Source organism: Clostridium fessum, assembly GCF_027698965.1.
Lineage (GTDB): Bacteria > Bacillota > Clostridia > Lachnospirales > Lachnospiraceae > Otoolea > Otoolea fessa.
In genome coordinates this window covers 150,086-165,291 of sequence record NZ_JAQEQF010000006.1, presented here as the reverse complement: position 1 = coordinate 165,291, position 15,206 = coordinate 150,086, and the positions used below count along the sequence as shown (strand labels likewise).

The 15,206-nt window shown below is 51.1% G+C and carries 17 protein-coding genes and 1 riboswitch; of the genes, 1 reads left to right on the top strand and 16 read right to left on the bottom strand.

Going from position 1 to position 15,206, the window contains the following annotated elements; all coding sequences use genetic code 11:
* Positions 1-2: 2 nt before the first annotated feature.
* From pyrE to PG862_RS09500, 7 genes are all read right to left on the bottom strand, one after another.
* On the bottom strand, positions 3-677 hold the full coding sequence (pyrE, locus tag PG862_RS09530) for an orotate phosphoribosyltransferase (protein ID WP_107000484.1): 675 nt from the start codon (positions 675-677) through the stop codon (positions 3-5).
* Positions 678-691: 14 nt separating this feature from the next.
* Positions 692-1,597, bottom strand: coding sequence for a dihydroorotate dehydrogenase (locus tag PG862_RS09525; protein ID WP_118293471.1), 906 nt, complete (start codon positions 1,595-1,597; stop codon positions 692-694).
* Positions 1,594-2,358 (bottom strand): dihydroorotate dehydrogenase electron transfer subunit, encoded by a 765-nt coding sequence (locus tag PG862_RS09520; protein WP_118293472.1) that lies wholly within the window; start codon positions 2,356-2,358, stop codon positions 1,594-1,596. Before PG862_RS09520 ends, PG862_RS09525 begins: the two co-directional genes overlap by 4 nt.
* 10 nt (positions 2,359-2,368) lie before the next feature.
* A complete protein-coding gene (gene pyrF, locus PG862_RS09515; RefSeq protein WP_022359361.1) occupies positions 2,369-3,286 on the bottom strand; it encodes an orotidine-5'-phosphate decarboxylase in 918 nt (305 codons plus the stop codon).
* A gap of 276 nt (positions 3,287-3,562) precedes the next feature.
* Entirely contained in the window at positions 3,563-4,327 is a 765-nt protein-coding gene (locus tag PG862_RS09510) for a nitroreductase family protein (RefSeq protein WP_333489839.1), read from the bottom strand.
* A 121-nt stretch (positions 4,328-4,448) separates the two neighbouring features.
* Entirely contained in the window at positions 4,449-5,141 is a 693-nt protein-coding gene (locus PG862_RS09505; RefSeq protein ID WP_107000487.1) for an LrgB family protein, read from the bottom strand.
* Complete coding sequence (locus PG862_RS09500; RefSeq protein WP_107000488.1) at positions 5,138-5,503, bottom strand: CidA/LrgA family protein; 366 nt, start codon at positions 5,501-5,503, stop codon at positions 5,138-5,140. The genes PG862_RS09505 and PG862_RS09500 overlap by 4 nt, the downstream gene beginning before the upstream one ends.
* Positions 5,504-5,783: 280 nt before the next feature.
* Between PG862_RS09500 and PG862_RS09495 the strand changes: the two genes are divergently transcribed.
* Positions 5,784-6,665: a GNAT family N-acetyltransferase gene (locus PG862_RS09495; protein WP_022359357.1), complete on the top strand. Its 882-nt coding sequence runs from the start codon at positions 5,784-5,786 to the stop codon at positions 6,663-6,665.
* 129 nt (positions 6,666-6,794) lie between these two features.
* On the opposite strand, the gene PG862_RS09490 is transcribed toward PG862_RS09495, so the two are convergent.
* The 9 genes from PG862_RS09490 to metF form a co-directional block, all read right to left on the bottom strand.
* Entirely contained in the window at positions 6,795-7,508 is a 714-nt protein-coding gene (locus PG862_RS09490) for a GTP pyrophosphokinase (protein WP_107000490.1), read from the bottom strand.
* A 37-nt stretch (positions 7,509-7,545) separates the two neighbouring features.
* Complete coding sequence (locus PG862_RS09485; RefSeq protein WP_118293474.1) at positions 7,546-8,373, bottom strand: Mrp/NBP35 family ATP-binding protein; 828 nt, start codon at positions 8,371-8,373, stop codon at positions 7,546-7,548.
* A gap of 312 nt (positions 8,374-8,685) precedes the next feature.
* Positions 8,686-9,270 carry a biotin transporter BioY gene (locus tag PG862_RS09480; RefSeq protein ID WP_118293491.1) on the bottom strand — a complete coding sequence of 195 codons (585 nt, stop codon included), beginning with the start codon at positions 9,268-9,270 and terminating at the stop codon, positions 8,686-8,688.
* Positions 9,271-9,397: 127 nt separating this feature from the next.
* Positions 9,398-9,961: a folate family ECF transporter S component gene (locus PG862_RS09475; RefSeq protein ID WP_022359353.1), complete on the bottom strand. Its 564-nt coding sequence runs from the start codon at positions 9,959-9,961 to the stop codon at positions 9,398-9,400.
* A 63-nt stretch (positions 9,962-10,024) separates the two neighbouring features.
* Positions 10,025-10,129: riboswitch (THF riboswitch) on the bottom strand.
* 88 nt (positions 10,130-10,217) lie between these two features.
* Complete coding sequence (locus tag PG862_RS09470; RefSeq protein ID WP_107000491.1) at positions 10,218-10,652, bottom strand: acyl-CoA thioesterase; 435 nt, start codon at positions 10,650-10,652, stop codon at positions 10,218-10,220.
* 128 nt (positions 10,653-10,780) lie between these two features.
* Positions 10,781-11,056, bottom strand: coding sequence for an HPr family phosphocarrier protein (locus PG862_RS09465; RefSeq protein WP_022359351.1), 276 nt, complete (start codon positions 11,054-11,056; stop codon positions 10,781-10,783).
* 73 nt (positions 11,057-11,129) lie between these two features.
* Entirely contained in the window at positions 11,130-13,607 is a 2,478-nt protein-coding gene (locus PG862_RS09460) for a homocysteine S-methyltransferase family protein (RefSeq protein ID WP_270707223.1), read from the bottom strand.
* 31 nt (positions 13,608-13,638) lie between these two features.
* On the bottom strand, positions 13,639-14,292 hold the full coding sequence (locus PG862_RS09455; protein WP_107000493.1) for a vitamin B12 dependent-methionine synthase activation domain-containing protein: 654 nt from the start codon (positions 14,290-14,292) through the stop codon (positions 13,639-13,641).
* Positions 14,292-15,152 carry a methylenetetrahydrofolate reductase [NAD(P)H] gene (metF, locus tag PG862_RS09450; protein ID WP_022359348.1) on the bottom strand — a complete coding sequence of 287 codons (861 nt, stop codon included), beginning with the start codon at positions 15,150-15,152 and terminating at the stop codon, positions 14,292-14,294. Before metF ends, PG862_RS09455 begins: the two co-directional genes overlap by 1 nt.
* Positions 15,153-15,206 lie beyond the last annotated feature (54 nt).

The window sequence follows — 15,206 nt, the reverse complement described above, 5'->3', positions numbered from 1 at the left end:
CTCTATTTTGCACCGTACTGCTCATAGTATGCGTCGATCGCTGCTTTCAGTGTATCATCGATCACGACCTTGCCCTGGCACTCCTTGTTGTACAGGCACTCTACGACATCTGACATCGATACGATCGCTGCGGTTGGGAAGCCGTACAGTTCCTTGATCTCATCCAGCGCACACTTTTCTCCCTTGCCGCGCTCCATACGGTTTAAAGATACCATCAGGCCTTTGATCTCCACATCTGCCTGGGATTTGAGGATCGGGAAAGTCTCCTCGATGGATTTACCGGAAGTGGTTACATCCTCGATGATAACGACGCGGTCGCCGTCCTTTAACTTGCTTCCCAGAAGGATGCCGGTATCGCCGTGATCCTTGACCTCTTTCCGGTTGGAGCAGTAACGTACTTCTTTGCCGTACAGCTCACTGATCGCCATCGAGGTGGCAACTGCCAGCGGGATTCCCTTGTAAGCCGGTCCAAACAGGACATCGAAATCCAGACCATAGTTGTCATGAATCGCCTTTGCGTAATACTCGCCCAGACGGCGCAGCTGCGTACCGGTTACATATGCACCCGCGTTCATGAAGAACGGAGATTTACGTCCGCTCTTTAAGGTAAATTCGCCAAACTTGAGCACTTCGCTCTCTACCATGAAATTGATAAATTCCTGCTTATACTGTTCCATCATACTCTCCTATCTTACCGAACCGCACCAATCAGTTCATGTATATCTTCAATGCCATATTTTGCCATATAGGCGTCGATGCCCTTCACGATCTCCTCCGTCGCATACGGATTATGGAAATTCGCCGTACCGACTGCCACCGCGCTTGCGCCTGCCAGAATAAATTCGATCGCATCGTCCGCATTCATGATACCGCCCATGCCGATGATCGGAAGCTTGACCGCCTGCGCCACCTGGTAAACCATGCGGACTGCCACTGGTTTCACTGCCGGGCCGGACAGACCGCCGGTACGGTTGGCTACCGCAAAAGTTCTCCGGTTAATATCGATCTTCATGCCAGTCAGTGTGTTGATCAGGGACAGCACATCCGCACCGCCTGCCTCGGCTGCCTTCGCCATCTCCGTGATGTCGGTAACATTCGGACTGAGCTTCATGATAATCGGCTGTTTCGCATGGCGTTTTACCTCGCGGGTGATCGCCTCCACTGCTTTCGGATCCTGTCCAAATGCGATGCCGCCCTCCTTGACGTTCGGGCAGGAAATGTTGATCTCCAGCATATCGACCGGCTGGCTCGCCAGTTTTTCCACTACATCGACGTAATCTTCCGTCGTTTTTCCACATACATTGACGATAATCTTCGTATCATACTGACGTAAAAACGGGATATCCCTCGATGCAAATAAATCATACCCCGGATTCTGTAAGCCGATCGCGTTGATCATGCCGCCGTACACCTCCGCAATACGCGGGGTCGGATTGCCTGGCCACGGCACATTTGCCACACCCTTGGTCACAACCGCGCCGAGCTTGTTCAGATCGACCATCTCGCCGTACTCTGCCCCTGAACCAAAGGTTCCGGATGCCGTCATGACCGGGTTTTTAAGCTCTACACCCGCAAGATTGACTGCCATCTGTCTCATAATTCTACCTCCTCGGCTAAAAATACGGGACCATCCTTGCAGATCCGCTTGTTGTGTACATTGCTGTGGTGGTCTACATTCTTCGACTGGCAGACACATGCCAGACAGGCGCCGATTCCACATGCCATCTTCTCCTCCAGGGAAATATAGCACTTGATTCCCTTTTCTGCCGCATACTCCTTGATGGCGCGCAGCATCGGGGTCGGTCCGCAGGCGTAGATCACATCCGCCGTCAGGTTCTGCTCCCGGATCGCGTCCAGGACATTGCCCTTCGTGCCGGCGCTTCCGTCCTCGGTCGCCACAAAGACTTCTCCATATGCCTCAAATTCATCCCGGAGGAAGAGATTTTCATCCCGGTATCCTAAAATGATCTGTTTTTCGCAGTTTAACTGTTTCGCCATCTCAAGCATCGGCGGAACACCGATACCGCCGCCGATCAGAAATACATTTTCGCCCTCCTGCGGGAAACCATTTCCCAGAGGTCCCATGATGTCGATCGAGTCTCCGGAAACATATTTGGAAAATTCATCCGTTCCTTTACCGGCAATCCGGTATACGATCCGCAGGCGTCCTTCATCCGGATCTGCCTCGCAGATACTGATCGGGCGCGGAAGAAGTCTGGAACCGTCCTGGCTGTAGACCGAGATAAACTGTCCCGGTCTTGCCTCATCCGCTATGTCCGTCACGATCCACATACTGAAAATGCCAGGTGCCAGTTCTTCCTGACTATATACAACTGCTGTCTCTTTCTTCTGTGCCATGAGCTCCTCCTTACAGTACGCGTCCAATGTCCGCAATCATATCGATGACAGCCTGTCTCGATGCGTCCGCAAAATGCTCCGGACCGAATTTGGCGTATGCGTCTTTCTTGTATGCTGCGATGATACCGCGGGAAGAATTGACGATCGCGCCCAGTCCATCCTCGTTGAAGCAGTATTTTAAGTCTTCTGCCGTACCGCCCTGTGCGCCATAACCCGGAACCAGAAAGTAAGTCTTCGGCATCAGCTTACGCAGAATCTTGCTCATCTCCGGGTAAGTTGCGCCCACAACTGCGCCTACATTACTATAGTCGCCATCCATGGAAGCCTCCCCCCACTCAACGACCTTCTCCGCTACCAGCTCATAAAGCGGGCGGCCGTCCACCAGACGATCCTGGAACTCGCCGCTGGATGGGTTAGAAGTCTTTACCAGTACAAAGATACCGCGGTCGGATGCGTTGCACTCGTCCACAAATGGTTTCACGCCGTCGGTTCCCAGATACGGATTGACCGTCACATACTCGGTATTGAACGCGGAACAGGTCGTATTTCCAACCTTCACGCTGCCGAGATGACCGGTTGCGTAGGCAGCCGATGTGGAACCGATGTCGCCGCGCTTGATGTCTCCGATGACAATTAAGCCCTTCTGCTGGCAGTATTTGACAGTCCGGTCATACGCTTTCAGGCCTTCGATGCCAAACTGCTCATACATCGCAATCTGCGGTTTGACCGCCGGAATCAGATCAGCCGTCGCATCCACGATCGCACAGTTAAACTGCCAGATCGCCTCTGCCGCTCCTTCCAGGGTCTCTCCGAACTCCGCAAATGCTTTTTCCTTCACGTGCTCCGGAATATATCCAAGCATCGGATCCAGTCCTACACAGATCGGTGCCTTTGTCTTCTGAATCTTCTCAATCAATTTACTAACCATCACGTTCTCCTCCAGAGTATCTCTCATAAATAATCAACTTATTTTATCATAAGTGGAGGGCGCTTTCAAGGGCACGGAGCAAGGAAAAAAGGGTTTTTGCTTATGCCCTTTTGATTGCCCCGAAAGAAGCGCGCCAGCTGTCACGACATCGGACGGCTGGCGCGCTTCTCTCTTGAGTGTATCGTTTCTTTGAATAATTGGTTTTAAAATTACAAAATTAGTTTTTCTTGCTTAAATATAAACTATTTCAACATTTAACACAATGAATCAATGCATCTAATGCAGCGTCAACGTCGCCACATAATCTCCATTTTTGTAACTTTTAGCCGCAAAATGTTCCTCCGTCTCCGTCTGAAGTTCCATCCAGAGTTCTTCGGCGGCGAGCATAATGTGGGAGAGCATAATGCCGATGCTGAATTCGCGCATCGCATGGAAGCTTTTGCCCGGAAAGCGGGTTTTTAGGGCGAACACATAGATTCGGTCGGAATAGACGATGAAGCGCCACGGCTGGGTGTTCATCGCGGACGGTGCGAGACGCGCCGCACGGAGAATCGTCTTCATCTGCTCTCCGGCTTCTTCCTTGAAAATACAGAGTTCATTGAGCGGGAGGCGCTTTGCCAGCGGGCTTTCACGGTAGAGCTTGCCCTCCGGGTAGCCGAATGCGACCATCATCAGGCAGCGTTTGCCGCCGCGCACCTTCTGCGCCGGCTGCACGCTGCCCAAATAGCAGGTTCCAAGCCCTTTTGCCGTCATATAGAGCACCATCTGCTCCATCAGATAACCGGCATTGCGCTCGCAGCCTTCCTCCTGGTCCGAATAGATCGCCAGATAGTAGGGAGCATCCACCTTCCAGAGTCCGTGGACATCGGCTTTTTTCTTTGTATTGTCGAATATCACTGCCTCAACCCGGATCCGGTCATTTAACCGGGAGGTCTTATCAAAATAGGACAGGATCTGCCCACGCAGCTTCTCCGTGACCTCCCGATCGGTGTATTTTCGAACTGAATGGCGACATCCTATCGCCTCATACAAATTCATCATACCTGCTCCCCTCCTATCTTTTTGCTGCCGTTATCATGCGCATGACCCGCAGTATCTTTTTCTCTGCCTCTCTATGTGCATTCCAATTTCTATACAAATTCCGACCGTTTCAGCACCACCTTTAAATCAGTCCCGACATCAGTGGTACTACCACTACGGTCAAAAGACCGGCGACCGCAATTGACAAGCTGCTCATCGCACCCTCGATCTCGCCTAATTCCAGCGCCTTTGCCGTTCCAATCGCATGGGCTGCTGTTCCAAGTGCCAGACCCTTCGCGATTGGCTCTTCAATTTTAAATATCTGAAACAGCCAGTCGGCTATAATATTTCCCAAAATTCCTGTAATTATAATGCTGATAACCGTCAGCGTCACGATACCTCCCGCTTCCTCGCTGACGCCCATGCCAATCGCCGTCGTAATGGACTTCGGAAGCAATGTCACATAGTGCGTATGCTCCAGTTGAAAGAAACGGCACATCACATAGATACTGCCGACACTTCCCGCTACCCCTGCCACAATTGCAGAAGCAACCGCAATCAGGTGCTGACGCAAAAGCTCCAGCTGCTTATACAGCGGAATCGCCAGACAGACCGTTGCCGGTGTCAGGAAATAGCCCAGATACACCGCACCGCGGTTATACTCCTTATATTCTATATGAAAAACAGATAAAAATGCAATCACAACTATAATTGCAACCAGCAGCGGATTTAAAATCGCCCAGCCGGTCTTCTTTTTCAGCCAGACGCCCAACATATACGCGCCAACGCTGACCAGCATTCCAAAATAAAGAGAAGAATGAATCAGTCCATTCATGCTTTCGCACCTCCTTTATTCTTTCTGCGGATGATGCTCTGCGCCACGCACCCGGTCGCAACCATAACAAATACCGTCGAAATCACGGTAATCACTGTCAGCGGCACCAGGATGGACTCCGCCTCCTGCACGCTGTCAAGCAGACCTACACCTGCCGGTATAAACATAATCGGCATCGTATCCAGGAAGAAATCTCCCACTTCCGCCACATCTTCTGTATGTAATGCACCTGTGCAAAGCAGAAGCAGAAGAATGAACAATCCGTATACGCCGGACGGAACCGGAAACGGAAGCAGATAGTTCAAAAACTCTCCCAGCATTGTGATGCCAAAAATAATTGTCACTTCTTTCAAGTACTTCATGATGTCTTCACCTTTCGTATTTAATGCCTCTATTCTATCACTCCCAAATTTATAGGACAATATGAAAATTAGCATAAATTCTGTCAATTTCCTTGAATTTTTTGCGTCTTTTTTATACGATACAGGTAAGCTTTTCCGATTCGTAAAATCCAGACATTTTCGATCCAAAAAACGTGAAGTTTTTATCCGCAAATACGTTTATCTTTATGAAAGACTTATCTTCTCAGCTGCTTTTGTAGCTGGTACACTTTGTATTGCAAGAAAGAAAGGATTAGAAGTTATGAATTTAATTCAGACAAACTCTCTCTCTGCCAGACAGGCAGAACAGATCCTGGCACTGTTGAATGAATGCCAGAAGACGCAGCCGATCCACATTTCTTTTCCATTTGAAGACGGAAATTGTTTCCTGCTTCTTCTGGATGAATCAGAGACACTTGCAGCCATCATGGGAATGATCCTTCCACCGGATGGCTCTTCGGACGAGGAACCCGTCGAATGCATCGCCTTCACCCGCCCTTCCCTGCGCCGACGCGGATATTTTGCCGCACTCTTAGAAAAAGCCTGCGACATCTCCGGTGAGCACGATATTCTATTTCCGGTTGACCCGGAATCTGCTGATACGGCTGCCACGATGAAAGCCATTCACGCTGACCGCGTTGATCAGGAATATCAGATGAAATGGGACTTTGACCCGGCGGCCGAACGCTTTGACTCTCCCATGGTTGAAAAACGCCCGCTTACCTTTACCTGCACTTCTGCACCGGAAGGTGACGTCAACGAAAGTGTTGATCCCGACAGTTGCTGGGACTGCTTCCACAGCGCCGATGATCCAGATCCGGCCGTTACAATTCTGACCTATGAATTTTTAGAGACTCCGCCGGATCCGATGTGCTCTCCGGCTGCCGTGTGCATGGCGCGTATGCAGCCCGTCCCGGACGTTCCCGGCACATTTCATGCCTGTTTCTACGGTTTCCGGGTCCATGACCTCTGCCGCGGACTAGGAATCGGTGAAGCTGCTTTCTGTCTGGTCTTAAACGATCTGATCGCGCGCGGCTGCACCCGGATTGTTCTTCACGTCAGCAGTGACAATTATCCGGCACTCTCGATCTATAAAAAAGCAGGGTTCCGAATTACCGAAACCCTGTCCTATTTTATGTATTAAAGGTAACGTTTCAGTAGATCTGCGCATTTACTGCGCTGACCGTACGAAAACATGAGCCAGCAGGCAAAAATCCCGTTGCCGCAGGCAATTTTTAATGGATGATACATGGTCTATTCGTTTACATCACGACTATTCTTCCTGCGTCGGATGTTTTTCCTCAATCTTCTGACGGATGCTTAACATCTTGCAATCCGTCTCCGCGATGACATCCGCGCACTTTTTCAGCTCCGCACCGATCTCTGCGGCTTCCTGGGCATCCAGCTGCTTTTTATACTTGAGCTGGTGATCCAGACTCGCCCAGAAATCCATGGCGATCGTGCGGATCTGGACTTCCACACGGATATTTTTCTTACTGCTTGAAAAGAATACCGGTACTTCCACGATCATGTGGTAGCTGCGGTAGCCGTTTTCCTTCGGCGCCTTGATATAATCCTTGATCGCAATGATGGTCACATCATCCTGGCGTTCCAGCATCCGGCTGATCTCGTAAATATCGTCCACAAACGAACATATCACACGGACACCCGCTATATCATCCAGGTTGGACTCCATCGATTCGATCGAAAGCGGAAGTCCGCGCCGCTGCAGTTTTTCTACAATACTCTTCGGCTTCTTCACTCTCGCCTTGATCATCTCGATCGGGTTTCTTGCATTCCGCATGGAAAGCTCATCGTTGAGCACTTCCAGCTTCGTCTTAAACTCTCGAATCGCGCAGCTGTACTGCATCATCGCTTCCTGAAACTGCCTTGCCGTCTCCCGGAATGTCTCAGGAATCTCAAACACCTGAGGCGTATTGACCGCGAAATGGCTCAGCTCGCTGTTGGGATTCTGAGCAATATTCATTTGTATTCTTCCACCTCTTCTATATATCTATATTCTTTTATGCCTTCTCCACTGCGTCAGCCGCCGCATCCAGCCATGGGGATTCCACATACTCAACCAGCCCCTCGTCCACCTTGGACGCAATCGACGGATCGATCGGAATCTTCGCAAGCACCGGAATCTCATACTCGTCTGCCGTCTCCTCGATATGGCTTTCACCGAACACAGAAATCTTCTTTCCGCAGTCCGGACATTCCAGATAACTCATGTTTTCAACCAGTCCCAGAATCGGGATATCCATCTTCTTCGCCATGTTGACCGCTTTTGCCACGATCATCGAAACCAGCTCCTGCGGGGAAGTCACAATGATAATACCTGCCAGCGGCAGGGACTGAAATACAGTCAGCGGCACATCGCCGGTTCCCGGAGGCATATCGACAAACATATAATCAATGTCCTTCCAGAGTGCCTCGCTCCAGAACTGCTTAATCACGCCGCCCACAACCGGTCCACGCCAAATTACCGGATCCGTCTCATGCTCCAGAATCAGGTTCGAAGAAAGAATCTCTATCCCCGTCGAGGTCGTGCGCGGCAGCATCAGCTGATCCGCTGTCACACCTACCATGCCGTGAATGCCAAATGCCTTCGGGATCGACGGTCCTGTAATATCTGCATCAAGAATGCCAACGCGGTTGTTTCTCGCACGCATCTTACATGCCATCAGGGATGTCACCAGGGATTTTCCGACGCCGCCCTTGCCGCTGACTACACCAATTACTTTTTTAACTGAACTCTGTGGATTTAACGACACCCGGAAACTCTCCATCGTCCGGCTGGCACACGTTTCGCCGCAGCTTGAACAATTATGACTGCAATTCTCACTCATACATACTTCTCCTTTTTATCAGGTTGGATTCTGATCGTTCGCTGGTTTTCGTTTTTGCATCCTCTTCAGACGTTTTCCAAGACCAAAAACCTGTAACGCCCAAATCCTCCCCTGTCGTAATCTCCGTACATTTTACCATATTTTCTGCAAAAATGATAGGGGGCAAACACAACTGGCAGCGTTACAAAAGAATGTGCCGTTACTGTACACGTATGCGTGAACAGTAACGTTTTCTATGAGACAAAAACAGACAGCCCGTTTGCTGCACTGCATTCAGACTGTCTGTCTTTTTTATATCCTATTCATTTTTCTCTACAGATACGCCTGTACCATCGGGCGCAGCCGTCTTGCCATGATCGCCGCCAGAATGCAGAGAATATAATCCGCCGGCATCTCCGGCAGGCAGTAAACCAGCACAATCGCTTTCCAGCCGATCGGCTGCAGGGTTACGAGATGGGTAATCAGATAGAAATAAACCATTCCCATTCCATAATATACCACATATCCAGCCGTCGCCGCCATCATCAGCGCTCCCATTTTCCAGGAATTCAAACATTCACAGACCTTTCCCATGACCCACGCCGCAAGGAGAAATCCCAGCAGAAAACCAAAGGTCGGGCGCAGCAGATACGCCGGACCGCCGCCGCGTGCAAAGATCGGGACGCCCGCAAGTCCAATCAGCAAATAGACACCCACACTGGTAAATGCCCGTCTGGAGCCCAGCAGAAATGCTGCCAGCATCACGAAAAACCACTGCAAGGTGAAGTTCATGGTATCTGCGCCGGTCGGAATGACAACCTTGATAAATGCCCCCACGGCGACCAGCGCCGCAAACAGACCGCAAAGCGCCACATCCTTCGAATGTTCCCGGCTCCGCGAAACTGCTTTTTCTCTCATCTGTTTTCCTCCATCATGCATGATGCATTTTTTCATAAACGGTTCCTTTCATGGCATGCAGCCACCGTGCCCGCAGACTTTCGCTGTCCATGTATGTTTCCTTTTGCTCAAAACGAATCCTCCAGCATCACTCCGCCTGGAATTTACGGATCATCCGCACAAGCCCAAGACTCTCCATCCGTTTTGCAATCAGGTAAAAGAGTGCTGCATCCACCGGCCACTTGATGAGATTCTTAAGCACACGCATCGGCAGAAGCACCATCATTGCTTTTCCAGACATCATGCTAAGCCAGAGTGTGTTCAAAAATATGTTGCAGATCAGCGCCACCACCAGATCCGCCCAGAGCGCCCGGCGGAAGGTAAGCGGTTTCCGATACAGAATTGTGCCATATAGCACGCCGCCCAGCATCGCATTCAGCGTAAATCCCGGAAAAAATGCCCCCGTCGGCTTTACGACATATTTGACCAGGTCCAAGACTCCGCCATAGACCGCTCCAGCCACCGGACCGAAGAGGTAGTAGACAAACTGGTTGACTACACCGCCGAATCCGATTTTCAAATACGGACCAGCCTCAATCGTGAAGTATCCCAGAACAACGGAGACAGCCATCAGCATGGCGGCAGTCGTGAGTGTTTTCACGTGTTTCAGTTCCTGAAAGGATGCCTGATAACATACTGCAAATTTTTTCATAAAAAAATACCTCCTTTTCTGCAGATCTCTCGAACCACATCAGGAGATAGATTGTATCAACGATGCAGCGGGATGCGGAATACTGACCGCGAAACCCCGGAGGGTCTCTTCGTCCGGCTGACAACTCCCTGTTCAACCGGCACTTAACGCCTGTATTCCTACTCTGCGTTTTTTTTTATCTTTTACATCATACCACAATTTTCCCGCTTTTCAAGCACTTTATAAGCGCATCTGTCATTTTCGAACCAGTCAGCATTTACTCTTCTTTTTGGCTCTGTTCGCTGTATTCCCTAAATGCACGATCCATCTCGATATAGTTGCGTTTCAGGGAAACCGGCTTTCCGTCGCGGGTCAGGAAACAATGGCGGCTCTCGCCCACGCAGCGGATTGCGCCCGTTTCCTTGTCAAAAACCGTGTATTCCAGCGTCATGCGGATGCCGTTGTATTCCTTCATCTGAACCAGCACCTGCACCGTCTCGCCAAACCGCGCCATGCTCTTATAATCGCAGTGAACCGACAGCACCGGGCTTATGATCCCCTGTTTTTCCATGATGTCATATCCCATTCCCATCTGCTCCATCATGTCGATCCGCGCTTCCTCAAACCAGTGCAGGTAATTTGCATGGTGAATGATTCCCATCTGGTCGGTTTCATAATACTGCGCTTTGTGTTCGTAAATTTTCAGTTCCATAAAAACCCCTCTTTTCCATCTAAAAAGGGATACCTGCACAACTGCAATTTCTGCCGTTCTGCAATATCCCCCTCTGGTTCTGATATGTGTGTCACCGCCCGCACACTGTGCAGGAGATGGCTGATATCTTACTGTTCCAGTTCTTCTCCGAGTCCGCTCTCGATCGCCTCGGTAATCGTCTTCAGTGCTTCTTCCTCATCCGGTCCGTCGCAGGCAACCGTGATCTCGGTGCCGCACTTGATACCCGCTGCCATCACGTTCAGCACGCTCTTTGCCACAATATGTTTCTCCCCGCACTCAATCAGAGTCCGGCTCTTAAATTTCATCGCGGTCTGCGAAAGCACGCCAGCCGGCCGCAGGTGAAGTCCCGATGGATTAACCACTTTCACTTTCTTCGATACCATAGCTGTCCCTCCCTCGTCAATTCTTAGTTTTAATTACTCTAATTTTAGTCTAAGTAGGGCAGACTGTCAAGCGTTAGACCAGCACCTGCTGCGCGTAATTAACAGACGCCATCGCATCGCGGCAATACGCATCCGCTCCTATCATATCCGCGTATTCCTGGGTCAGAACCGCGCCGCCGACCATGACTTTCGCCCACGGTGCTTCCTTGCGGAGCTGCTTGATCGTCTCCTCCATGCTCGGCACGGTGGTCGTCATCAGGGCGGACAGACCGACCAGTCTTACATGGTTCTTGATCGTCTCTTCCACGATCTCCTCCGGAGCTACGTCCTTACCTAAATCCAGCACATCATAGCTGTAATTCTCCAATAATACTTTTACGATATTTTTTCCAATGTCATGAATATCGCCCTTGACGGTCGCCAGCACGATCTTGTCCTTCTTCTCTCCTGCTTCCCCGGAGGACTCCATCTGGTTTTTGATGACCTCAAACGCCGATTTTGCCGCCTCCGCACTCATCAGAAGCTGCGGCAAAAAGACGGTGCCTGCCTCAAAACCCTTTCCGACCTTATCGAGTGCCGGGATCATGCAGGAATTGATGACGGTCAAGGAATCCATGGTCTTTAAGAGTTCCCCGGCTGCCGATGCCGCCTGCTCTTTTAAACCTCTCTCCACACTGACCGTAAGCTGATGCTCCGGACCGGATGCCTGGCTGCCAGTGTCCGCACTGCCGGAAGCTCCAGCTGCACCTGCCGCCGGGGCACCCGAACCTGCGCTGCCTGCTGCACCTGCGCCGGAAGCTCCGCCCGCACCTGCCTTTGGAATCGCCAGCCGCGCTGCCTGCTCAATATAATCGCCGCAGTGTTCATCCAGTGCTGCCAGGGCCCGGTAGCTATAATAAGAACGCATCATTGCCGCCGAATTTGGATTGATGATCGCCGCGGTCAGACCGCTCTGCATCGCCATCGTAAAGAAATTGGAGTTGACAATCTCACGCTGCGGTAATCCGAAGGAAATATTGGAAACACCGAGAATCGTATTGCAGCCAAGTTCCTGACGGACACGGCGCACCGTCTCCAGCGTCACCAGCGCGCCGGTCGGCTCGGAGCTGATCGTCATACAGAGCGCATCGATCACGATGTCTTTTTTCTGGATGCCATACTTTTCCGCCTCCGCACAGATTTTCCGCGCGATCGCCATACGTCCGTCCGCCGTCGCCGGAATGCCTTCCTCGTCGATCGTCAGCGCAACCACCGTGCCGCCGTAATGTTTTACCAGCGGAAATACAGCGTCCATGACCTCCTGTTTGCCATTGACAGAGTTAATCAGTGCCTTTCCATTATAAATACGCAGCGCCTGTTCCATCGCCTCTGTGTCAGTCGTATCAATCTGCAGCGGAAGCTCGGTCACCGCCTGCAATTCCTGTACGACCTCGCGCATCATCGCCACTTCATCGATCTCCGGCAGTCCCACGTTGACGTCAAGCACCGCAGCGCCATTTTCCTGCTGGGTGATCGCCTCGCGCAGGATATATTCCAGGTTGTGATCGCGCAGCGCCTGTTTGAATTTTGATTTTCCGGTCGGATTGATGCGCTCGCCAATAATGACCGGATCGGTTCCCATCTCAACTACCGACGCGTAGGAAGTGATGAGAGTGTCATTTTTCGGCTCGATCGGCTTTCTCGTTCTGCCCTTACACATCTCTGCCAGCAGACGGATGTGCTCCGGGGTCGTACCACAGCAGCCCCCGACTGCCGAAACGCCCATCTCCAGCATTCCTTTCATTTCCTCGACAAATTCTGGCGGATCAATATCATATACGGTCTTTCCTCCCTCGCTTCGCGGAAGTCCCGCATTTGGATTGACAACCACCGGGATCGACGCATACCGAAGCAGTTCTTCCACAATCGGCTTCATCTGAACCGGACCTAATCCACAATTGATTCCGAGCGCATCCACGCCCAGACCTTCCAAAAGTGCCACAACGGACTTCGGTGTTCCGCCGGTTAAAAGTTTGCCTTTTCCATCGAAAATTGTGGTTGCAAAGATTGGAAGATCGGAATTTTCCTTTGCCGCCAGAACCGCTGCCTTGAGTTCATACGTGTCGCTCATCGTCTCGATCAGAATCAGATCCGCGCCGCCTCGCACGCCTGCCTTTACCACCTCGGTATAGATGGAGACCGCCTCCTCAAAGTCCAGATCACCCATTGGCTTTAAAAGGCGTCCGGTCGGTCCCAGATCCAGCGCTACATAACCACGGCCGCAGTGTTCTACCGCTGTCCGGGCATTTTTCATCGCCGCATCCACGATCTCATCCAGATTAAACTCGGCTGCCTCATTGTATTTCAGGCGGTTCGCGCCGAATGTATTCGATAAAATAATATTCGCGCCCGCGTTCAGATAATCCTCATGGATCTTTACCAGAACCTCCGGATGCTTGATATTCCAGGTTTCCGGCAGTTCGCCCGGTTTCAGCCCGGCTCCCTGCAGAAGACTTCCCATTCCTCCGTCAAATACCAGTATTTTATCGTTCCAATCTTCCCGTATACCCATGTCAGCTTCCTCTCTGTTTTTTGTTTCTTACTTATTTATCTCTCCGGTACAGGCAGTTTTTGTTTGAACAGACCTCACAGCCCTCTTTCACACAGCCCGCCGCTATCTTCGATACTCCGATGACCGCCGTCACCGACTTGGACGGCATCATCAAAAAACTTTCCGTCAATGTAATCCCCACCGTCTTTTCCGCTTCCAGTACCCGGCAGAAATCCGGCTGGCACGAAAGCGGCAGATCTCCATAACCTGGCGAAAAGCGGGGACGCAGATAGAGTCCTTCTTCTGCTGCCTCCGCTTTTAATTTGTCATTGATTTCATTGCAGTAACTCTCAATCCGTGCCGCCGCGCACGCCTGCAAGACAACCGCCCGGCTCATCGAAAGACGGCTGTATCGGCGCAGAAGCAGATCCACACCAGCACCCAGCGTCGCCGCAAAAAGGATGACCTCCTGGCAGTCCTTTAAATTGCGGCTGAGCGCCCGGCTTTTTACTTTAAAACACGTAAAATCAAGTTCTGAATCTGGCAGCAGCGTCAGCGGATAGCGTCTGTAAAAGCTCCGGCAGTTGACGGACCGCTCTAATTCTCCCAGACAGTCCTCCACCAGATCTTTCGTCTGCGGATCCGGCTCCTGCTGCCCTTTAATTCCTAAATACCGATATATTTCTCTCCGATTGACTTCCGCCATTACAGAATCTCCGACAGGTTGTTCTTAATCTGCGCCGCTACATCCGGTTTATTCATTGAATATACATGGATTCCATTTACATGGTTTGCAATCAGATCGATGATCTGCTCAGTTGCATAGGCGATACCTGCCTGCTTCATCGCTGCCGGGTTATCACCAAAACGATCTACGATCGCCTTGAAGCGTGCCGGAAGGTAGGTGCCGGACATGCTGCAGATGCGCTTAATCTGACTTATGTTTGTCACCGGCATGATGCCTGCGACAACCGGAACCGTGATTCCTTTTTCTCGGATACGGTACAGGTAATTATAAAGGATATTATTATCAAAGAACATCTGGGTCGTCACAAAATCACAGCCCGCTTCCACTTTTTCTTTCAGATGCCCGATATCCACCGTCTTGTTGACCGATTCCACATGTCCCTCCGGATAGCAGGCTGCGCCGATGCACAGATCCGGGCAGGTCTCACGGATCTCGCGGATCAGCTGGGATGCATACTGATAATCTTTTTCTACCTTGCCGTCTTTCGGAATATCGCCGCGAAGTGCCAGGACATTCTCAATTCCGTGTGCCTGAATCTCGCGCAGGACACTGTGCACCTTCTCACGGGTCGAGGAGACGCAGGTCAGATGTGACAGCGCCGGCACCTGGCAGGTGCTCTGGATATCCGATGCGATCTGGACCGTATACTGGCTTGTGCCGCCGCCTGCTCCGTAGGTCACGCTCATAAATGATGGATTTAACTTTGCAATCTCAAGCGCCGCTTTCTCAACGGAAGCGAAGTTGCTCTCCTCCTTCGGCGGGAACACTTCAAACGAAAGCGTCGGCTGTCCTTTGGCTAAAATATCCTTAATCTTCATCGTATTTATCTCCTGTTCTCATCATTTCGTCCGGTTCTGCCCCGGACCTCTATT

Coding starts and splice junctions, on each gene's coding strand:
- pyrE (WP_107000484.1), bottom strand. CDS start 677: ATGGAACAGTATAAGCAGGAATTTATCAATTTCATGGTAGAGAGCGAA.
- PG862_RS09525 (WP_118293471.1), bottom strand. CDS start 1,597: ATGAGACAGATGGCAGTCAATCTTGCGGGTGTAGAGCTTAAAAACCCG.
- PG862_RS09520 (WP_118293472.1), bottom strand. CDS start 2,358: ATGGCACAGAAGAAAGAGACAGCAGTTGTATATAGTCAGGAAGAACTG.
- pyrF (WP_022359361.1), bottom strand. CDS start 3,286: ATGGTTAGTAAATTGATTGAGAAGATTCAGAAGACAAAGGCACCGATC.
- PG862_RS09510 (WP_333489839.1), bottom strand. CDS start 4,327: ATGATGAATTTGTATGAGGCGATAGGATGTCGCCATTCAGTTCGAAAA.
- PG862_RS09505 (WP_107000487.1), bottom strand. CDS start 5,141: ATGAATGGACTGATTCATTCTTCTCTTTATTTTGGAATGCTGGTCAGC.
- PG862_RS09500 (WP_107000488.1), bottom strand. CDS start 5,503: ATGAAGTACTTGAAAGAAGTGACAATTATTTTTGGCATCACAATGCTG.
- PG862_RS09495 (WP_022359357.1), top strand. CDS start 5,784: ATGAATTTAATTCAGACAAACTCTCTCTCTGCCAGACAGGCAGAACAG.
- PG862_RS09490 (WP_107000490.1), bottom strand. CDS start 7,508: ATGAATATTGCTCAGAATCCCAACAGCGAGCTGAGCCATTTCGCGGTC.
- PG862_RS09485 (WP_118293474.1), bottom strand. CDS start 8,373: ATGAGTGAGAATTGCAGTCATAATTGTTCAAGCTGCGGCGAAACGTGT.
- PG862_RS09480 (WP_118293491.1), bottom strand. CDS start 9,270: ATGAGAGAAAAAGCAGTTTCGCGGAGCCGGGAACATTCGAAGGATGTG.
- PG862_RS09475 (WP_022359353.1), bottom strand. CDS start 9,961: ATGAAAAAATTTGCAGTATGTTATCAGGCATCCTTTCAGGAACTGAAA.
- PG862_RS09470 (WP_107000491.1), bottom strand. CDS start 10,652: ATGGAACTGAAAATTTACGAACACAAAGCGCAGTATTATGAAACCGAC.
- PG862_RS09465 (WP_022359351.1), bottom strand. CDS start 11,056: ATGGTATCGAAGAAAGTGAAAGTGGTTAATCCATCGGGACTTCACCTG.
- PG862_RS09460 (WP_270707223.1), bottom strand. CDS start 13,607: ATGGGTATACGGGAAGATTGGAACGATAAAATACTGGTATTTGACGGA.
- PG862_RS09455 (WP_107000493.1), bottom strand. CDS start 14,292: ATGGCGGAAGTCAATCGGAGAGAAATATATCGGTATTTAGGAATTAAA.
- metF (WP_022359348.1), bottom strand. CDS start 15,152: ATGAAGATTAAGGATATTTTAGCCAAAGGACAGCCGACGCTTTCGTTT.